At 32.7% G+C, this 18,218-nt stretch carries 15 protein-coding genes; 6 read left to right on the forward strand and 9 right to left on the reverse strand.

Annotated elements, in window-relative coordinates; translation table 11 throughout:
• Position 1 precedes the first annotated feature (1 nt).
• From hxsB to WA249_RS12645, 4 genes are read left to right on the forward strand one after another with little or no spacing between them, the layout of a single operon-like run.
• Positions 2-1,423 carry a His-Xaa-Ser system radical SAM maturase HxsB gene (hxsB, locus tag WA249_RS12630; RefSeq protein WP_336169172.1) on the forward strand — a complete coding sequence of 474 codons (1,422 nt, stop codon included), beginning with the start codon at positions 2-4 and terminating at the stop codon, positions 1,421-1,423.
• Positions 1,424-1,428: 5 nt separating this feature from the next.
• Positions 1,429-2,616, forward strand: a complete 1,188-nt coding sequence (gene hxsC / locus WA249_RS12635; RefSeq protein ID WP_336169173.1) for a His-Xaa-Ser system radical SAM maturase HxsC — start codon at positions 1,429-1,431, stop codon at positions 2,614-2,616.
• 55 nt (positions 2,617-2,671) lie between these two features.
• A complete protein-coding gene (gene hxsA / locus WA249_RS12640) occupies positions 2,672-3,334 on the forward strand; it encodes a His-Xaa-Ser repeat protein HxsA (RefSeq protein ID WP_336169175.1) in 663 nt (220 codons plus the stop codon).
• Between the two features lie 25 nt (positions 3,335-3,359).
• Positions 3,360-4,307, forward strand: a complete 948-nt coding sequence (locus tag WA249_RS12645) for a hypothetical protein (protein ID WP_336169177.1) — start codon at positions 3,360-3,362, stop codon at positions 4,305-4,307.
• Between the two features lie 26 nt (positions 4,308-4,333).
• On the opposite strand, the gene WA249_RS12650 is transcribed toward WA249_RS12645, so the two are convergent.
• From WA249_RS12650 to WA249_RS12670, 5 genes are all read right to left on the reverse strand, one after another.
• Entirely contained in the window at positions 4,334-6,301 is a 1,968-nt protein-coding gene (locus tag WA249_RS12650) for a TniQ family protein (protein WP_336169178.1), read from the reverse strand.
• Positions 6,294-7,247, reverse strand: coding sequence for a TniB family NTP-binding protein (locus WA249_RS12655; RefSeq protein WP_336169180.1), 954 nt, complete (start codon positions 7,245-7,247; stop codon positions 6,294-6,296). The genes WA249_RS12650 and WA249_RS12655 overlap by 8 nt, the downstream gene beginning before the upstream one ends.
• The gene (locus WA249_RS12660) at positions 7,234-9,114 is read right to left on the reverse strand and encodes a Mu transposase C-terminal domain-containing protein (protein ID WP_336169182.1); all 1,881 of its coding nucleotides are present in this window, start codon (positions 9,112-9,114) and stop codon (positions 7,234-7,236) included. The genes WA249_RS12655 and WA249_RS12660 overlap by 14 nt, the downstream gene beginning before the upstream one ends.
• Position 9,115: 1 nt before the next feature.
• Positions 9,116-9,823, reverse strand: a complete 708-nt coding sequence (locus WA249_RS12665) for a hypothetical protein (RefSeq protein ID WP_336169184.1) — start codon at positions 9,821-9,823, stop codon at positions 9,116-9,118.
• Positions 9,824-10,058: 235 nt separating this feature from the next.
• A complete protein-coding gene (locus tag WA249_RS12670; RefSeq protein WP_336169185.1) occupies positions 10,059-10,310 on the reverse strand; it encodes a hypothetical protein in 252 nt (83 codons plus the stop codon).
• A 160-nt stretch (positions 10,311-10,470) separates the two neighbouring features.
• On the opposite strand from WA249_RS12670, the gene WA249_RS12675 reads away from it, so the two are divergent.
• Positions 10,471-11,325: a hypothetical protein gene (locus WA249_RS12675; protein ID WP_336169187.1), complete on the forward strand. Its 855-nt coding sequence runs from the start codon at positions 10,471-10,473 to the stop codon at positions 11,323-11,325.
• A 180-nt stretch (positions 11,326-11,505) separates the two neighbouring features.
• Here WA249_RS12675 and WA249_RS12680 read toward each other — a convergent pair whose 3' ends face one another.
• On the reverse strand, positions 11,506-11,748 hold the full coding sequence (locus WA249_RS12680; RefSeq protein ID WP_336169189.1) for a transposase: 243 nt from the start codon (positions 11,746-11,748) through the stop codon (positions 11,506-11,508).
• A 152-nt stretch (positions 11,749-11,900) separates the two neighbouring features.
• Positions 11,901-12,449, reverse strand: a complete 549-nt coding sequence (locus WA249_RS12685) for a hypothetical protein (protein WP_336169191.1) — start codon at positions 12,447-12,449, stop codon at positions 11,901-11,903.
• Between the two features lie 61 nt (positions 12,450-12,510).
• On the opposite strand from WA249_RS12685, the gene WA249_RS12690 reads away from it, so the two are divergent.
• Entirely contained in the window at positions 12,511-12,762 is a 252-nt protein-coding gene (locus WA249_RS12690) for a helix-turn-helix domain-containing protein (protein WP_336169193.1), read from the forward strand.
• A gap of 14 nt (positions 12,763-12,776) precedes the next feature.
• On the opposite strand, the gene WA249_RS12695 is transcribed toward WA249_RS12690, so the two are convergent.
• Together WA249_RS12695 and WA249_RS12700 are read right to left on the reverse strand one after the other, a co-directional pair.
• On the reverse strand, positions 12,777-16,538 hold the full coding sequence (locus WA249_RS12695; protein WP_336169194.1) for a YobI family P-loop NTPase: 3,762 nt from the start codon (positions 16,536-16,538) through the stop codon (positions 12,777-12,779).
• A 328-nt stretch (positions 16,539-16,866) separates the two neighbouring features.
• Positions 16,867-18,150: a ribonucleotide-diphosphate reductase subunit beta gene (locus WA249_RS12700; protein ID WP_336169196.1), complete on the reverse strand. Its 1,284-nt coding sequence runs from the start codon at positions 18,148-18,150 to the stop codon at positions 16,867-16,869.
• Positions 18,151-18,218: the final 68 nt, after the last annotated feature.

Below are 18,218 nucleotides of genomic sequence, written 5' to 3' on the forward strand. Positions count from 1 at the left end.
AATGATTTTTAAAAATGTGGAGTTAATGCCATTTAACTTTAAACGAATGGCAGATGATAATTATCTCATAACAAGTGTTACGGGCGATTTTGAGTTTATTTCTCAGGATAATTTAAAAAAGATCATTGCTAAAGATGAATCATTAGATATAGATCTCTATCTCAAATTGAAATCCAAATTTTTTCTGATGAGTCAAAATGCTATTGGTTCAAAGCGAGCCCTGGCCTCAAGGTTACATGCAAAGAAATCAACAATTTTAGAAGGAACTTCACTACATATTATTGTTGTGACGATTCAATGTATGCACTCATGTTCTTACTGCCAAGTCAGTCGCCAACAAGCAGGAGATGAGTTCACTATTTCCAGAAAAGATTTACTCTTAGCCTGTGACACTATCTTTGAAAGTACATCTGATACTTTAACAGTTGAGTTCCAAGGGGGAGATCCTTTAATCAAATATGATTTAGTAAAACTTGCGATTGAGTACATTACTGAAAAAAACAAAGAGCACAATAGATCTATTCGTTTTGTAGTAACTACAACATTGCACCAGTTAACCTCTGATATGTGCTTATTTTTCAAAGAACATCAAGTGGTGTTATCAACAAGTATTGATGGTCTTGCAGACCTACATAATAAAAATAGACCAACTGCTAATCGAGATGCTTATGAAAGAACTATTACAGGCTTAGAGCTAGCACGTAAAGAATTAGGTCAAGACTCGGTTTCTGCATTAATGACGACTACACGTAAAAGCTTGGATTATCCTAATGAGATTGTAGATGCATACGTTAAATTAGGATTTAAGGATATTTTTATCCGTGGTTTGAGTGATTATGGATTTGCTAAGAAAAACTCAAAGCGACTTGCACCAACTCATGCTGAGTTCTTAGATTTTTATGAGAAAGCATTGGAACGTGTTATTCATTGGAATGATAGAGGATATGAACTAATAGAAGTTCATTCCGGAATCTTATTAAACAAAATCCTTTCTCCATTTGATCAAGGTTATATTGATCTCCAGAGCCCATCAGGCGCCGGACTGGGGTGTATTGTCTATAACTATGATGGATACGTATATCCTAGTGATGAATCTCGTATGCTAAAAGAAACAGGAGATACTTCTTTACGCTTAGGTAAAATTGGTGAACCTTTATCTCAATTGTTAAGCTCGGATCTACAAAGAAATATCATTACTTCGAGTTTGAATTTTAATGATCCGAGTTGTAGTCAATGTGCTTATCTACCGTATTGTGGGCCTGATCCTATCAGTGCTTATAACGAATTCAAAACGATGACTCCACCAACACATTTAACCAGTCATTGTAGGCGTTACATGGGTTTGTTCGATTTGATATTTAACAAGTACCAAAATTCTGACAAGTTTAGAAAGTTAGCAAATCAGTGGGCCTTTAGTAAGTAGATAGTATGAGAAAAATAAAACTAGACTCAGTCACAAAACATACCTCACAAATCTTTAGGGTGCTTAGTCTTGATAATTTGGATATAGAGTGGTTACCTAATCAATCTATTCTAGTGCCAGTTACTAGTGTTCAGGAAGTTGAAATTTTTGATCGATATATTCAGGCAGGGCTAGATAATCTTTATTCAATTTATAGCTCAGACTTACTTGATAAGGTTGGTGCAAATAATCTCTTTATTTCAGAACAACAAGTACTAAAATCAAATGACGTGGTTACTATTGATCCATATAAAAAGAACCTAAGCGTACTTTTGAGAGCAAGTGATACTCACCATACTTTGTTTTTAACCAACAGATGTAATAACTATTGCATCATGTGCTCTCAGCCGCCTACTAAGCATGATGATTCATGGTTAATACAACAAGCACTAGAAATCATTGATCATCTCAGCTATGAACCAATGAATATTGGTTTAACGGGTGGTGAGCCATTACTGCTTGATGAACAATTAAGACTAATCATCGATACCATTCATAATAAATTTCCTTCAACTGAGATTGATGTATTAACGAACGGTCGCTTGTTTAGTAATCCTAAGATAGCTGAATCAGTGTTATCTAATCTTGAAACGAAAGTGAATTGGCTTGTCCCATTATATGGTCATGCAGATCTCTTACATGATTTTGTGGTGCAGCAACATTCGGCTTTTGAAGAAACATTAGAAGGTCTATATATCCTCCAGCATTACGAACAGCCGATACAATTAAGAATTGTTTTGGTTAAGCCCGTATTAGAGAACTTAATTGATCTTTGTGCCTACATACGAACCAACCTTCCATTTGTAAAAGAGGTCGCTCTGATTGGATGTGAACCTATCGGTTTTGCACTTGCCAATAAGGAACTTAGCCAAGTTGATATTAAGGATTGGTGGGATCAATTAAATGCAGCGGTAGATTTATTGCTAAGTACTAAAACTCGATTAATTTTGATGAATATTCCACTATGCTGTTTACCTCAAAGCTTATGGCAATATACAGCAAAAAGTATCTCTGATTGGAAAAATACATATGATGATGTATGTAATAGTTGTGAAATTAAAGTTGATTGTTGTGGACTATTTAGTTGGTATAAATCTGGGTGGGTGCCATCTACGTTATCGCCAATTAAACTTGTTGATATTATGAGCACATAAATTGCATAATATATTTATTAATTAGTATCTTATTATTTTCTGGGGCGGTTGAAACTTGAGTAAATTTATAAAATCGTTAGCTCTTTTTGCTGTATCAGCTCCAATCGTTCATAATAAAGCGGAAGCAATGGCGAATGTGACTGTTGATTCTTATGATAACTTAGAGCCAGTATCAATTCGTCCTCTCAATTATGAGTACGAAAATGTGTTTGCTGCACATCGAAGTCACTCAAGTCATCGTAGCCACTCAAGTCATTCGAGTCATTATTCTGGTACTGGTTATTCGGGCTATTCAAGTTCTAAACTTCCAACCTATTCTGTACCGACTTATAGTGCACCAAGTACGAGTAGTTCATATGCTGGAACTACTTCAACTGCGAAAAAAAGTTCAAATATAACTGTAAAAACATATAGTAATGTACCTACACGGACTGATACAGCCTCTAATCCTTTCTATGGTAACTCTACTTCAGTTAATACTGGAGCAACAGAAGACCCGGTATTGGCTCGTGTGCTACAGGTGAAACGTGTACAAATGTCTTTACTACGACTCGGTTATTATTCCGGAAAAATTGATGGCGATTTGGGTAAAAGCACAAGAAAAGCTATTGCAAATTATCAAGTTGATAAAGCATTAACAGTTAATGGTCGAATGACTACAGAATTATTAAATAGTCTAGGAATTCCAGCGGTCAATTTTGTTGAAGACTCTTACTAAGAATTTAGATTCAAAAAAATAAAAAATGTCAGAATTCCTTAAATTTCTATTCTTGAAGATAGAATGGCTAATAGGATTTAGTGGGCTAATTACTAAGTTTATCATTGGTTTTGGTATATGCCTTATACTTTGCTATTTTATTTATATTGATTATTTTCCAACAGATTTGTCGTTGGGGGATGGTCTTTTATTCTTTCTTATCACAGTTAAATTTTGTTTTGTGTATCTGTTATTTTTAGGGTCACACTATGCTCTCGGAAATACTTTAGTTGGTATATTAAGTGTATTAAAAAATATATGTATCACCTTGTTTTCTTTTAGAGAAAAGTTAGCCAAAAAATTATTGAATCTTTTTTTTATCAAATTAGATTTGAAAGAAAGTGTTGATCGAATTGGAAAATTTTTTATCAAGTTTTTACTTTCTGTTTTTGGCTTGGCCTTTGTGTTTGCTTTTTATGGTGGAAAATTATTGAATTTGATTACAATGATTTTTTTAAGTTTATTACTAAAATTTTGTATTGATAAAATCATAAATCAATTAAAAACAGAAAAATTAAATAATGAAAATTTAACTGAGAATGAGAAGGACTATAAAAATAAAAAATTATTGTTAATGTTGGTTTATATTTTAATCGTTCCCAGTGTTGTATATCTTTTTTATGCAGGAAAAGATACAAATATTTTTATTAAGAATACACTAGGTTCTGTACGAGAAGATGATAAAAATAGCCTTATTTATATCAAATTAGTATTCAAAGATTTTTTTCCTGAAGCCAGAATTGGAGAGAAGAAAGGTGAATACATAGAAATTAAAGATGCTGAAGTTTTGTTAAGAGGTGTTGGGAAAAATGCTTTAGTCCAATATACATCTAAAGCTAAAGATCAAAATGGGAATATGGTTTCTATCAAAGTGAAAGTAGAAATTCCAAATGATTCGCTTTTAATTATACGAAGAACGCATAATCAAAAGTGATAATCAATTTTATAGACTCAATAAATTTAAGCCATTAGACCTAATACATCAGAACGTTTAAAAAGCCTAATTTTTTTATCAGTTTTACCCATGTAATAGGGTTTGATAAGTCCTTGCTTTTGCAAGTTTGTGATATGTGAATGACGCATACCTAGTAATGCACTAGCTTCAGTACCTGTCAAATATTCTTCTTTTAATTTAATAACTTGATCCAATTCACTCTTTTTAATTAACCTCCAGTAGACTAATTCCTCAATTTCTAGGAATCCTGTTTTACACCAATATTGAATAAGCCAGTTAAGGGTGCAATTCAGCATAGTAGAGGCATTTTCAATAGAAATGTAGTCATCATTTTGAGTCTTTTTTTGGAGCACCTCTACTGAAGTCTTTTCAATCCTAATAGAAATAGGCTGTATCTGACTCCTTGTAAGAATGCCTATTTGAGTAAGAAAAGCTGCCTGTTGTTGCCCAATTTTAAGCTGACTGGCTGCTTCTGCTAAAGAATATGTATTATGCTCTGTAAAATTTTTTGACTTAGATTTAGAGCGCCCAGTTCTAGTTAGGTAATGTTCTATTCCACAAATTTCATCACGCTGAATATTCTCTATTGATGATCGAGAGAATATATTGATAGGTTGCTTATCAATATGGGGACCACTGATTGCCCTGATACCAAGGCTTGATAGTTTCTCAACAATGTTTGTAGGATTGACAGCAAGTTTCTTTGCTAGTGCTGAAGCTACAATATAATTAGAATCAAAATTCTCAAGATCTATGTGAGAAATCTTTATTGATGAGCCAGTTCTTTTCTGATGGTGCCTGTTGAACCAATGAGTTTTAACTAACTTTCTTGCTGTCTCATAATTAATATCAAGTTTTTCAGCAACTTCATTTAAGCATAATTGTGAAGTGTTAGCATCAGATTCATTAAGATTTGGCAGAGTTTTAGATTGCGAAATTCTTGGATTATTCTCGTTGATAAATTGCTCGACATCTGTGCTTAAGAAGTCGTCAAAACTATAATAATCTTTGCCTAAATTCAGAAAGTCTTGCTTCATTAAGCTTTTAAATTTTCCACGTCCAATGCCTAGAACTAACATAGCTTCACTAGGCAGTAGTTTTGAGACCTTAGATTTTGCATTTGGAGTATATGGATTACAGTTTTTCTCAATTAATTGAATATACTGAGTATAGTAATAAAATTTATTCTGATCTTTAAGAAACGGTAGGAGTTGAATCCTTGGATGTGCAAGTTCAATTCTATTATTAATCCATTGACTCAGTCTTGCTATTGAAAGAGCTTGATTTGTAAAATACTCAAAGGTTATGTGCGATTGGTCTTCTGCATTAAGTGATGTTTGTAATTGAGCAAATTTTTCTACTGCTAACCAATATGATGTAAATTCGTGAAAGAAATTGGCGTCTCCTTCCTTAAGAATATTCATAAACCATTCAATATTCGATAAAGTATCGCAGTGCTTTATAGTGGCTCGAGAGTATTCAAAAGCACAATTTGGGCAATGTGTAATTAATCCCTTTTGAAGCTTAATACTAAGCCCACAGTTCCCGCATTGATCAATAAGAAAGATTGAATGTATAGGACATGCATAGATTGGTTTAAATAGCCAAATTTTTCTAAAGAATGGTTCCTTTAATAGGCATTTGGGACAGTAAGAAAACTCTTGAAGCTTCAGTAGATTGTCATCAATTCTAAGCTCTCCCCATTTTCTTGGGGAGCGACTAGTCGGGCCGACTTTCGCTAAAACCAGCTTTTCGTAATCTATATTTATATTCAGAACGTCAAGTGCAAGTTTAAATCGAGGTAAATCTGTTAAATCGCAGTTAGGGGTGTTTTTTGTAAGGTATTCAAATCGTTCTTTCCCGAAGAGTTGATATACAGAAGAGTGTCCATTCAATTGTGCGGTTCTTAATAAAAAACTAGCAGAAGTTTCATCATCGTAGGGGATAGCTTGTACCAAAAGAGAGTTAATCATTTTTATCCTTTGATAAAGCAGATAAGACTTGAGAAAAAGTCATCTCAAATGGACTCTTGTTAATTTGATTTATAAAGAGAGTTATGCCCAGTTGCCAAGCTGAATTAAAATCATCTGATATAACAGTATTTCTTCCATTTTCTAGAGCTTGATTAATACTTTCTCTAACAAGATTAACTATATAAGAGTGATATCCTTTCGTTGCTAAGAATATTTGTAAACCGATGAGAGGGCTATCTAAAGGGGGAGAAAAATTAATTTGTATTTCAGAGAGTTTTCTCGAAAACTCACATAAGAATGCGTAAAGAGTCCCATAGCCATCAGAGTCTTCTATCATTAACGGGTTTAATTTATAAATAAATGGAAATCTGCGAGCAATTTGACTATCAACTTGCAGTAGTGGAACAAATTCAGGTAGTCCAACTAAGCAGAAACTAATGCCAGTTTTATTGGCTAAAGTTTTTATCCAGTTACCTGTAGTTCTATTCATGCGTATGGTTGTTGTCTTACGTTCAAAAAAATGATGAAATTCATCTAAAAAAATTAGTTTCGTTTCACATGTTTTTAGTAAATAAATCAACCGATTTGTTAAATATTCTACAGTCCCACTTGTATATGTTTGATCTCCTAGCTCTATCAACATTGTAATAGCTAATGATTTAACTGTTCCTTGTGATGGAACCTCAACATAAAAAACTGGTACAACGGTTTTCTTGTAATTAACCTCAACCTTTTCATAACGAGGCATTTGACTTTCAATCGTCTTACATAATGTTGTTTTTCCTAATCCACCTTCAGCAAGTAACATGCTACCTATGGGCTCCTCGTATGCCATACTTCTTTTGGCACAATCCTGTATCCCATTAAATGCCTTCATAAATTCATCAGATGTAATAATAATATTATTAATGGCACTAACTTTTTTAAACTTATTAGAGTTTTCCATTTTTAGTTACCTCTAATGAACCAAATTTCAAAGTTGGCTTTTTATCATTTTTAAATTTGATTGGTTCTTCATGACTGCTTTCTAAAAGAGGAGATAATTTATCTTCTATTTTCTGAAGCTGCTGCGGTAATTGAAGTTTCAAAGGCCTTAGCCGAGGTTTTCGTTTTGTTAAATCACTTTGAACTTCATGCATAAGTTTATAAAGGTTATAGAGATCAGCCAGTGGTCCTAACTTTTGTTGATCCGACTTTGATAGGCGTTTCTTGCGCTTTTGTACTTCTAAATGAGTGACAAGAGATAATCCAGTTGTATAGTCTTGATCTGTAGAATCAGCTTGGATGACACTATTATTGTTCAACGGATCAATTACATAGACTTTACTAAGATCTAAGTCATCAATAAGTACTTCGACTTTACTCATACCTTTTGCTTTCAAAGTAGCAAGCAGGTGAGAATAGTAACTTAAACCGTCTATAGTCACTTGACCGTGATTAATTTTTCTCTCGACTGATCTGCGACAGAGAATATTCGCATCTGTCTCATCAATAAAAGATGGTTTAATGTTTTTGACTTCATTTCCCCATATCACGATTGGTGTTTGTCCAGTTGAGCTATGGATAGAAGTATGATAAATGTCGTTAATCCAGCTATCGGCAAACTTTTTAACCTGATCTAAGGATAACTTAGCTGCTTTTGAAGATTGATAACTGCCTCTTGCTTTTGGATTAGAAAAAGTTGTTCCTGGTAACTTATGTAAAAGACCTTCAGTGAGTGTTTTAAAGAAACGTTCAATATGTGGCTTATTATCAGGGGTACCAACTTGTGATGGAGTTAGAGTTATTTTTAGCTGTTCACAGACTCTTGATAAAGCATTATTTTTAAATTCAACACCATTATCAGGAACTATACGTGTTGGAATTCCTCCAGGGAAACCATGTTGTGGGCGCGTGATCATATCTTTAATGACAGCTAAAGTTGTCATTGAGCTTGGTGGAAACATACTGATATATGTTCCTACAATTGCTCGTGAATAGACATCAATTGCACATGCTAGAAAAGGTCGACCTAATGGAGAATTGGTGCTAGGGTCAACTACAATAATATCAAGATAATGTGTATCAATTTCGACCATATATAATGCAAAAGGACTTATTTGTTTTCTGCCAGAAGCCTTAAAAGTTTTTGTTGCAACTCGACTACCTTTTTTCACCTTGGTAGTTATATAGGGATCTAGCTGTTCTATATGGCGTTGGATCGTGCGTCTACTTGGCAAATACTTGGTAGAAATTCCTTCTTCTAGGAATCGTCCGAGCATGTAAGCCTGTACGTCTTTACTGGTTCTATATTCAGGAACAAGATATATTTCTTTTATTCCTTGATTCAATATTTGATAAATTTCTGTTGGGAAACGTAGCGTTTTATTGCCCTTATACTGCCTTTTAAGCATTAACTTATTTTGGGAATGCGTTATATAGTTATAAATCCATCGCGCAAGAGTCCTTGGGGATGGGGGAGTAGGATCATTCAAGTCAGAAGCAGTTGATTTAATAAAACTTGGCAGTAATTTTAAGCTCGTTGGGTGAGCCAACAGATGCAATGCCTGTTTTACATAAAACTCTTTACGATGAATTTCTTCACAAGATTCCGGATTAATAATCAGTTTATCGGGTGCAAAAACACAAAGTATTTCACCCTCTTTATATCTGGCATCAAAATCACTTGTTTCAATAAAATGTTGTTTACCGCCAATAACAGCAGCATATCGTATTTTATTATTTCCAACATACGAAATTTCAAAGACCTGATCTTCATGTTTATTGAACGTAAAACGAAAGCCTGGTTCGGGAATTAAGAGAGATTTTTCCATATCAAACACTCCCATTGGTCAACGCTGGTTTGTTGAGAGGAATACTAATTTTTTTATGGAATAAAAGGTAATCTCCTAATTCCTCCTTTAGCCCAATGTCTTTAAGCATTTTATGAGCTTGATTAATATCGTGTAATTCTTGCTTCTGTAATTGCTCAAGAGCAAAATTGATTTCAAAGCGATTCCATTGATGACGATGTCCTCGTTGGTACAGATAAAGTAAATGCTGAAGTTGCTTCTCCGATGGAAGGATTGTTTTGTCTACAAGTTTAAATGTGATTCCAATTGAACTAAATATGGTTGAAAGCCTTTCAAAGCGTTCTATATCTTTATACGGTAAAGATTTAATACAGGGCTTAACCTCATGGACTTCAAAGTTATTGTCATTAGTTTCAATTAAAAAATCAGGATAAGAGCACTTGTTTTGAGATAATGGAATCTTAAGTGATTGAGTTCTAAATTGTTTAACTTGAGGATCTTGTTCAAGACAGATAGCATGAGCTAATTCCAGCCTGCTCTCAACTGGAATGGATCCGTTGCATTTTGTGCTTGGAAACAATGCTGTGTTTCGCCCAAAGCAACCTTGATAAATTTTTCTTTGGCCATGAATAGTTCCAGCTATATCTGACTTATTGTTAAAAGCTTGTTCTATTTGATCAAAAATATTTTTGTAGAATTCATTGAAGTTAAAAGATGAGTTAAGGCTCATGATGAGTGTATCTCCAGTATTTTGGCTTACCCACCCCTGAAAATGAGGGTGAGAAAAATCTTTTGTTGCTTAAAAATAAGCAACAAATCTTGACTGGTGGCTGAATACAGAAGATACTTTGATTACCAAGTCTTTGTATGTTTCTATATAAAGTCACCAACGGATCCTTTTAGGGTCCGTTTTTTATTTGCTAATTTTTTATGTCATTAATGTCACTCCTTTGTGGAAATTAACTTTATTGGATGGATTCATTTCGTTGTTTTGCCAACCAAAAGGCTAAGTCTTTAACGAGCGCATATTTACCACGACGGTTTTCGACAGAGAAAATGGGGATTGGTACAGTTTTTCTTGTTAAGGCTTGCCTAAAGGCATCGATAGAACGATATCCCAATGCAACTCTCAATGCTTCATCTGAAATCATGGGGCCATGACGTTCAAATAGATCACGTTCAATCATTTCTGCACTTATTAAGATTGCTTTATTCATCTTATTTAGTCCTAACACGTCATAACAAAAGCATATATCTTCTTAGAAAAATATGGTAGAAGAGCGTTAAGGGCTAAAGTTATTTATAATTTTTCATTAAGTTATTGATTTTTAAAAGATAGATTTAATTGGTATGTGGTTGCGTCGAGGTTGCTAAAATATGCAAGCAAAAATAAAAACGAGGATAAGAAGAGATTGGCTTGATGTTATTCGTACAACCATTTGGTATGCATATATAAAAAGAAAATTTTTAAATAGTACAAATCATGAGATAGCAAAGTTCATTGAACCTGATGTATTTGGGAAAGATGAGGCGAAAGATATTAATAATAATATTAGATGGGCAAAATATAGAAGAGGAAAGCATACGCCTGGAAAAGAACTTATAAATCAAGCCGATCAGCATGTAAAAGGGACCGCTAGGATTATTAACCATGTTGTGTGGGAGGTAATTCGAGGTCGTAAACCATTGAAATGGTTTATAGAAGATGGCGTAAATCAACTTTCTTGGGATATACGAAAAATTCTTTTTAAGTCGGTAAACGATCAAAATGAATTAATCTCTGTTTTACATATAAGAAAAGAGTTAACAAGAATAGAGCGGCTGGCAAATTTGGATGCATTGGCTGCATTGATCATCTTTTTAAGAATTGCTAATGAGCAAAATCAAAGAGAAATCGCTTTAAGTATAGGGAGATCAATTTATAGAATATTATTGGTAATGTGTGTTTTTTTGCCTTTAGCAAATTTTAGATATGAATTGGGTTTTATAATTTACCTATATGTTTTTTCTAATTATTTGAGTAAATTAAGAAATTTTGATAGTAATGATGTTGATGAGTTTTTTGATAGATCCAATAAGTTAAATTATATTTTATTAGTGGCTGAAGATGAAGATATTATTGATTTAAAGGGTAAGGGAATTAGTAAAAAAGCCTACACTAATTTTCTATTCGATATTCAAGATGGTAAGCGGGGTCTTGAAATGATATATGAGTTTTCTCCTCCCTTCTAAAGGAACTATTTTAAAAATGTTAAAGCCTAGGTTATTGTCCTAAGCTTCTAAAAGCTCAATTTTCATAGACAAATCGTAATTCGTCGCTTCGATCAACAGATTTAATCAAGATAAGTAAATCTGAAGAGATTGTTTGAATTGGTTGAGAATTTTAATAAAAATTCATTTGTATCAAGGCTCCTAGGCTTCAAGCCTTTTAGAAAGTTTCTCTTCTGCATACATCTGTTTTAAAGCTAAATTTTCCTGTTCTAATTTATCTAGTCGAGTAAGAATTTGTTCACTTATATCCAAGTAGCTAGCTTTCCACCGATAAAAAGTTGCTACACTAATTTGATATTCCTGACAAATTTTTTCGACACTTGTACCTGTTAAATTTTTTTTAACAATACTATTCATTTGAGCTACAGAAAATTTTTGCTTCACATCGAATTCCTAAACTATTGTTCTAGAGTTTTTTATTGCTGGATGAATCGAAAAACTTTAGAAACAGATAGGGTTAAATTTAAATATCCCAAATTAGGATATTTAAATTGTAACTGATATTCAGCACTTAGCTCAACACATGATTTCAGGTATCAATTTAGCATTTCAATTTGTGTTGTGAGGGTTATATAGCGATAAGCATTTTTCCCCTTATTTTCAGCTCTCCATTTTGTGGCTTTTATTGATGTTTTCCAGTTTTCTTTAGAGTTTGTACAAGAATAATTACCAATCCATTTAGAATTTCTGATTTGTGTCAGTATTTCAGTTGTTAAGCGATCTGGTGGAGGTAGAGTCTCTCTACTATTGATAGAACGAGCATGTATTATCACTGAGTTATTATCACCAATATAGCTAAAGATGCCATCTTGCCTACGACATAGCCCTTGTAAGTTTTTATAAGGAGAGGCAAGTTGCTCTACCCATTGTTGATGAATAAAAAAGGGAGAGGAGTAAGTTGATACCCTCATTTCATATTCATTATTGATCAAAATTGGCTTTGCTGTGTCATATGATTTTATACCCCATTCATTGAGTAGCATCTGTTTGACTGAAGTGGATGTACCAGTATCTTGGAATTTTGTTGTACATGATGTTAAAGGAATCATGAATGAAAGGATTATTAATTTTTTAGTAATTAGCATAGTTCTATTTCTCTAAAATATCCTATTTTGGGATATTTTCAATTGTAACTGATATTGAGCCATGCGCTCAATACACGATCCTAGGTATCAATACCTAATTAAGAAACTTATAGAACTTCGTGAGTCCAAAAATGTGACTCAGGTTGAGTTAGCTCGTCGTTTGAAAAAGCCCCAATCATATGTTTCTAAAGTTGAAATATTGGAAAGAAGACTTGATGTGATTGAGTTAATGGATTGGTTGACAGCTTTAAATATAGGATATGAAGAGCTAAATCTTAAAGAAATCTTGGCTATTTCATCAAAAATAAAATAGCCAAACCAAATGAACTATGATTTAGTTGTAAAAGTTATCGTGGATTTTGACTTTACTCCTAGAAGTGATTTTTTTTCACGGACGATGACTCGATTCACATAACCAATTTCCTTAAGAGCATTGATTAGACTTTCATTTTCATTACTATAGCTTAAGGAGTGATTTCCTATGTCCGTAATTAATTTGTATGGTTCATCTAACATATTTAACAATCTAGAAATTTCTGGGTGATCAAGATTAGGAATTTCTGGAATAAGAAATTTAACTCTGGTTTGTGTTGATAAGATTTTTGAAAAATAGTTGTTGATATATTCTATAGGAATATATTTTCCATTATATTTAAAAATTTGATTGATTGTATGTTGAACATTTGATTCTTGATAAAAATTAATTCCAAGTTTTTCAACTATTATTAGTTTTTGTGCATATGTAAGTTCTGATGATTGAAGAAGTAATTCATATTCGTGGTTTTCTAAAATTATTTCTTCGATCAACTCTAAGAAGTCTCCTGAATTTCGAACAATGATATCTCTAATGTAGCTAGAAGATTTTTTTCTCAAGCTTTCAGTATTTTCTGATGTTAGAGATAGAACTTTCTCGCTTATTAAAAGAGAAATTTTAGAATTTGATAAATTTGATAAATCAAGAGATTTATAATTAAACATTCTTGCATAAACTATTGCTTGATAAGAAGTTTCCGAAAATGAGTCAGATTCAAGAAGTGCAATTTCAAATTCATTGGTAATCTCTGGAGTACTTTTTTTACTTTCAGAATCCGAGATTTTTTGTTCTTTTAGTAATTCATTATTTTTATCAATATATTTAGAAATTACTTCATCTAATGTACTATCATTATGCTTATAATATGAAATTAAAGAATCCCAGCTAGGTTTTACTTTGTTCTCAGATAAAATTGGTTTCCAAAATTTGGCTTCGCGAATATAAGAAATTAAGTCAATTTGAACTTCATTGTTTTCAATCAACCATATTTTATGAGAATCATCTAAATTTAGTTTGTTGATTAAATCTATGAAGTAGTGTTCATATTCATTAAGTTTATGAGTTGAAGTATATAAAATTTTTTCAAAATATTGATTAATTTTATTTTCTATTTGGCTTTTTAAATACATTGGTGCAAAGTTCATTGAAATACTGTAAGGCATTGATTTAAATTTATTTATTATTTCATTGTGGTTTTTATCTTCATTATTTAACAGTATAATTTGTAATATCATTTTTTCATTAAATTCAAAATATTCTTTTTGACATATTTCATTGAATAGACTTCTGTCCTCTTCATTCTTACATTCTAAATAGTCAAATTTTGGCTCAAGAATTTCTAGGAAACTAATAGTTTCTTGTTCAGTGCTATGGGTATCTTTGATGTATTCGATAAAATTGATTTTAGAAGACAGATAGTTTTTTAGAATGTCATCTTTGTTAAGAAAAGAAATACTTTCTTTTTCTAAATTTTTCAATATCAGCAGAAGATAGCTTTCAACTTTTTCATCTGTCATTGACGTATGAATATATTCAAAAAAAGCCTGCCAGATTTTAACTATTTCATTAATGAATAGGGATGAGTTTTTCCCTCTATCTATATATTCGAAAATAAACTTAATTGAACGTTCATCTTGATTTGATAATAATTTGAATAAATTATTGTAATGATCATTAAATTTATCATGGTTCTCAAGTATAAAATCTACTAAGCTAAAATTGAGAATGCTTGTGTGTGAAAACTGTCTAGGTGTTAAGTATTTTTCTAATATTTTTTTTACATTAGTCAAATTGATATCAAAATCTGAGTTTATATGGTTTATAACACGTTGTGCGTAATCTCTTTCACTAATATTTATTACACTGTCAATAAAGAGTGAAATATAGTCAGGGTAGTGCTCATCTATGTATCCTTCTCTAATTAAAAATTGAAGAAGAGGAGGGTGATTTTCAGAATAAAAGAATTCTTCGCTGATATCTTTACTTAGTAATTCTTTTAATGTATTCAGCTGAAGACTATTTTTTTTATTAACTAAACCTTGCTTTTGCTCCAATAATTTTCCACGATTGGTTGTTTCACGATTTATAATACTAGTTTCTCTATCTGTATATGAGAGTGTAGCGTTTACTCGATTTTCAATCTTTTTAAAAGTAAAAGTAATATCTTGACTATTTTGAATTTCAATATTTGTATTATTACTGGTAATCTCTACAAACCATTCTATATTATCTGAATTTTGAAGAATGTTGAAATTTTCATCAGTTGTTAGATTGTTGTGATCTAGATATGAGTCTCCAATTTTAAGTTTTACTAGATAGCTAGTACTTCTAATATAATTGTAGTTATTACTTGCCCCTGTAATATTGGGGTATCTTTTTAAGATTTCATAAACATATAATTTTCTTAACTCTGTGACTGTTTGAATTTTTTCTAATTGTGATGCTTGAATTTTTTCATCCAAAGTGATTATTTCTTGTTTAATCTGCTCTAATTGACTAGCAATGATATTTTTCTTGCTGATTTTAAAAATTTCATATATTTCACCCTTATTAGAGTGTAGGTTTGCAAATTCAGCAGGGTAGTAATTTTTATAAATAATTAAAGCTAGTAGTTTGTTTTTATTCAGATTCGGATTTTTGAGTTTTTGAACATAAAGCTTAAACTCATTAAAAATATTTGTTACAAGTCTCATATCATCAAAATAAAGAGAGACTTGATGTAAGAAAATATCTTCAATTTCATTATGTAGTTGTCTATCATTTTCTTCGTTAATATAGTTTTTTCGAATCAATTCATAAGCATTTGCGGGGTTTATGACTGGAATAATCGGAACAATGAAGTCAAAAAACTTAGAGCGATCTTTATCTTGAAACATGTTATCTCTAATGGCATATAAAAATACTATAGGGCGATTTACTTGCTTTGAATTGTTGACAAGAGTATTGAGCTCTCTAAGTCGAATAAAAATTTCTGAACTCTCAAAACGGTCCAGATCTTCAATTACGATTACACCGAAATCTGTTCTTTCAAAGAAGTATAAAATTTCATCTAAGTGTTTGTTTAGTATAGATTCTACTGTATCATTATTTAATGTGATTTCGGTATCTTGAAACTTTAATTTAAGTTCTTTAAGCTTTTCAATATATTTTATTCCAGTGAATAATCCAACTATGCAATACATTAAAAATAATAATGAGACAGTTGTTTGAGCTAGTTGGTCTGAACTAGCCAATATACTAAACTTATCAAAAAAAATACTTTCTGGAAAAAATATAAATAGTGTTAGAAAAGCCCATAGGAAAATAAAAAGTGTATTAGCAATTAGCTCTCTAGGTTGAACAGTTACGATTCGTTTTAGTCTGGAGCGAGGTAATGTTTTTTGATCTACAGAATAAAAGAGTTGTTGTAATATACTTTTTTCTATAGCTTCGATTTCAATTTCTTTATTATTACCTTCAATTTCTAAATGATCTTTGAATGTTGCTAGCGATATATTTAAGTATTTCCATTGTGGATTATTTTTTTGGAAAGTTTGTAACACGCTACTCTTGCCTGAACCATATGGTCCAGTTATAGCAATGTTGTTGGTTTTCTTCTGTGATAATGCAAATTTTAGCATATCAGAATAAGCATTATCTTCATCTGCGTTAGTAATCGGTGTTAAAGATAAATATTGATGTGAAGAGGTTATTTGAGGAGCTAAATAAATTTCTTTGATTTTGGCATAAGTTATTTTTATTTCATTCCAGATTTTTTGAAGTTTATCTTTTGACATTTAAATATTTACTCAAATAATATTATATTTTGAAGTTGTTTATATTTTATTCCTTTGTTTTATTTATATCTATCTGTAATTTATTGTTTTTATAATTTATTTATATTTAGTTGCATTTTTAAATAGAAACTGAACTATTAAGACGAGCTGGTTTCAAAAATGGTCTATTTTGTTGTCTCACGTAAATATATAGAAACTAAAATTTAGGTTATATAAGAAAAAATAGAGCCATTAGGCTCTATTTTTTCAATGACAAACAATGTGTCGTTCAATGACAAACTATGCGTCGCAAATGACAAACAATGTGTCGCGTGACGGATACTTAAACTTACCAGCTTAACGCACCACCAGTTTGGTAGTCAGTTACGCGAGTTTCAAAGAAGTTCTTCTCTTTACGTAAGTCCATCATCTCAGACATCCACGCAAATGGGTTAGTCACACCAGCAAATTGCTCTGGTAAACCTAACTGAGATAAACGGCGGTTACAGATGAATTTCAAATATTCTTCCATCATGCTTGCGTTCATACCCAATACACCACGTGGCATTGTGTCACGCGCATATTCGATTTCAAGCATTGTGCCTTCAACAATCATTTGAACCACTTCTTGTTGGAACTCTGCACTCCAAAGGTGAGGGTTCTCAATCTTGATTTGGTTAATCATGTCGATACCAAAGTTCAAGTGCATAGACTCATCACGCAAGATGTATTGGAATTGCTCAGCAACACCGTTCATCTTGTTACGACGACCCATACTCAAAATTTGAGTAAAGCCACAATAGAAGAAGATCCCTTCAAGAACACAGTAGAATGCAATCAGGTTACGAAGTAAACGCTGGTCGTTTTCAGGTGTGCCTGTGTGGAAATTAGGATCAGTTAAAGATTGAGTATATTTCAATCCCCACGCTGCTTTACGCGCAACAGATGGAACTTCACGGTACATGTTGAAGACTTCGCCTTCATCCATACCTAAAGATTCGATACAGTATTGGTAAGCGTGAGTGTGAATCGCTTCTTCAAATGCTTGACGCAAAATGTACTGACGGCATTCAGGGTTCGTAATGTGGCGGTAAATTGCCAATACTAGGTTATTTGCAACCAAAGAGTCCGCTGTCGAGAAGAAACCTAAAGAACGCATAACAATCGTACGCTCATCTTCAGTTAAGCCGTTTTCAGACTTCCAAAGCGCGATGTCTAGGTTCATGTTTACTTCTTGCGGCATCCAGTGGTTTGCACACCCGTCAAGATACTTCTGCCAAGCCCATTCATATTTAAATGGAACAAGCTGGTTCAAGTCCGCACGACAGTTAATCATTGCTTTGTCGTCAACTTGAACACGTTGCGCGCCCATTTCTAGCTCTTCAAGGCCAGGGGCAACATCTAAGTGTTCTAAGGCTGCAGAGGCTCTAGCCACCGTATCGGAGGCAACTGTTGGTCGCACGGAATGGGTTCCAGCGGATTGTGGAGCTGCCACGCTCTGCGATGATGACTGCGCAGCAGATACATTCTGCGAAGCAGACGTTTTTTCCGGTTGGATGGGCGCAGACTTGTGTTCAGGTGCAGCCGGTTTTTGCGAATCATCTTCAAAATCGTCCCAACTAAGGATAGACATTTTTGTTCTCTCTTCGTTGTGTATATCTATATTTGACATCTCTTAAACGAAGATGTCCCTACTATACG

The sequence above is a fragment of the Acinetobacter sp. 161(2023) genome, assembly GCF_037027805.1.
Lineage (GTDB): Bacteria > Pseudomonadota > Gammaproteobacteria > Pseudomonadales > Moraxellaceae > Acinetobacter.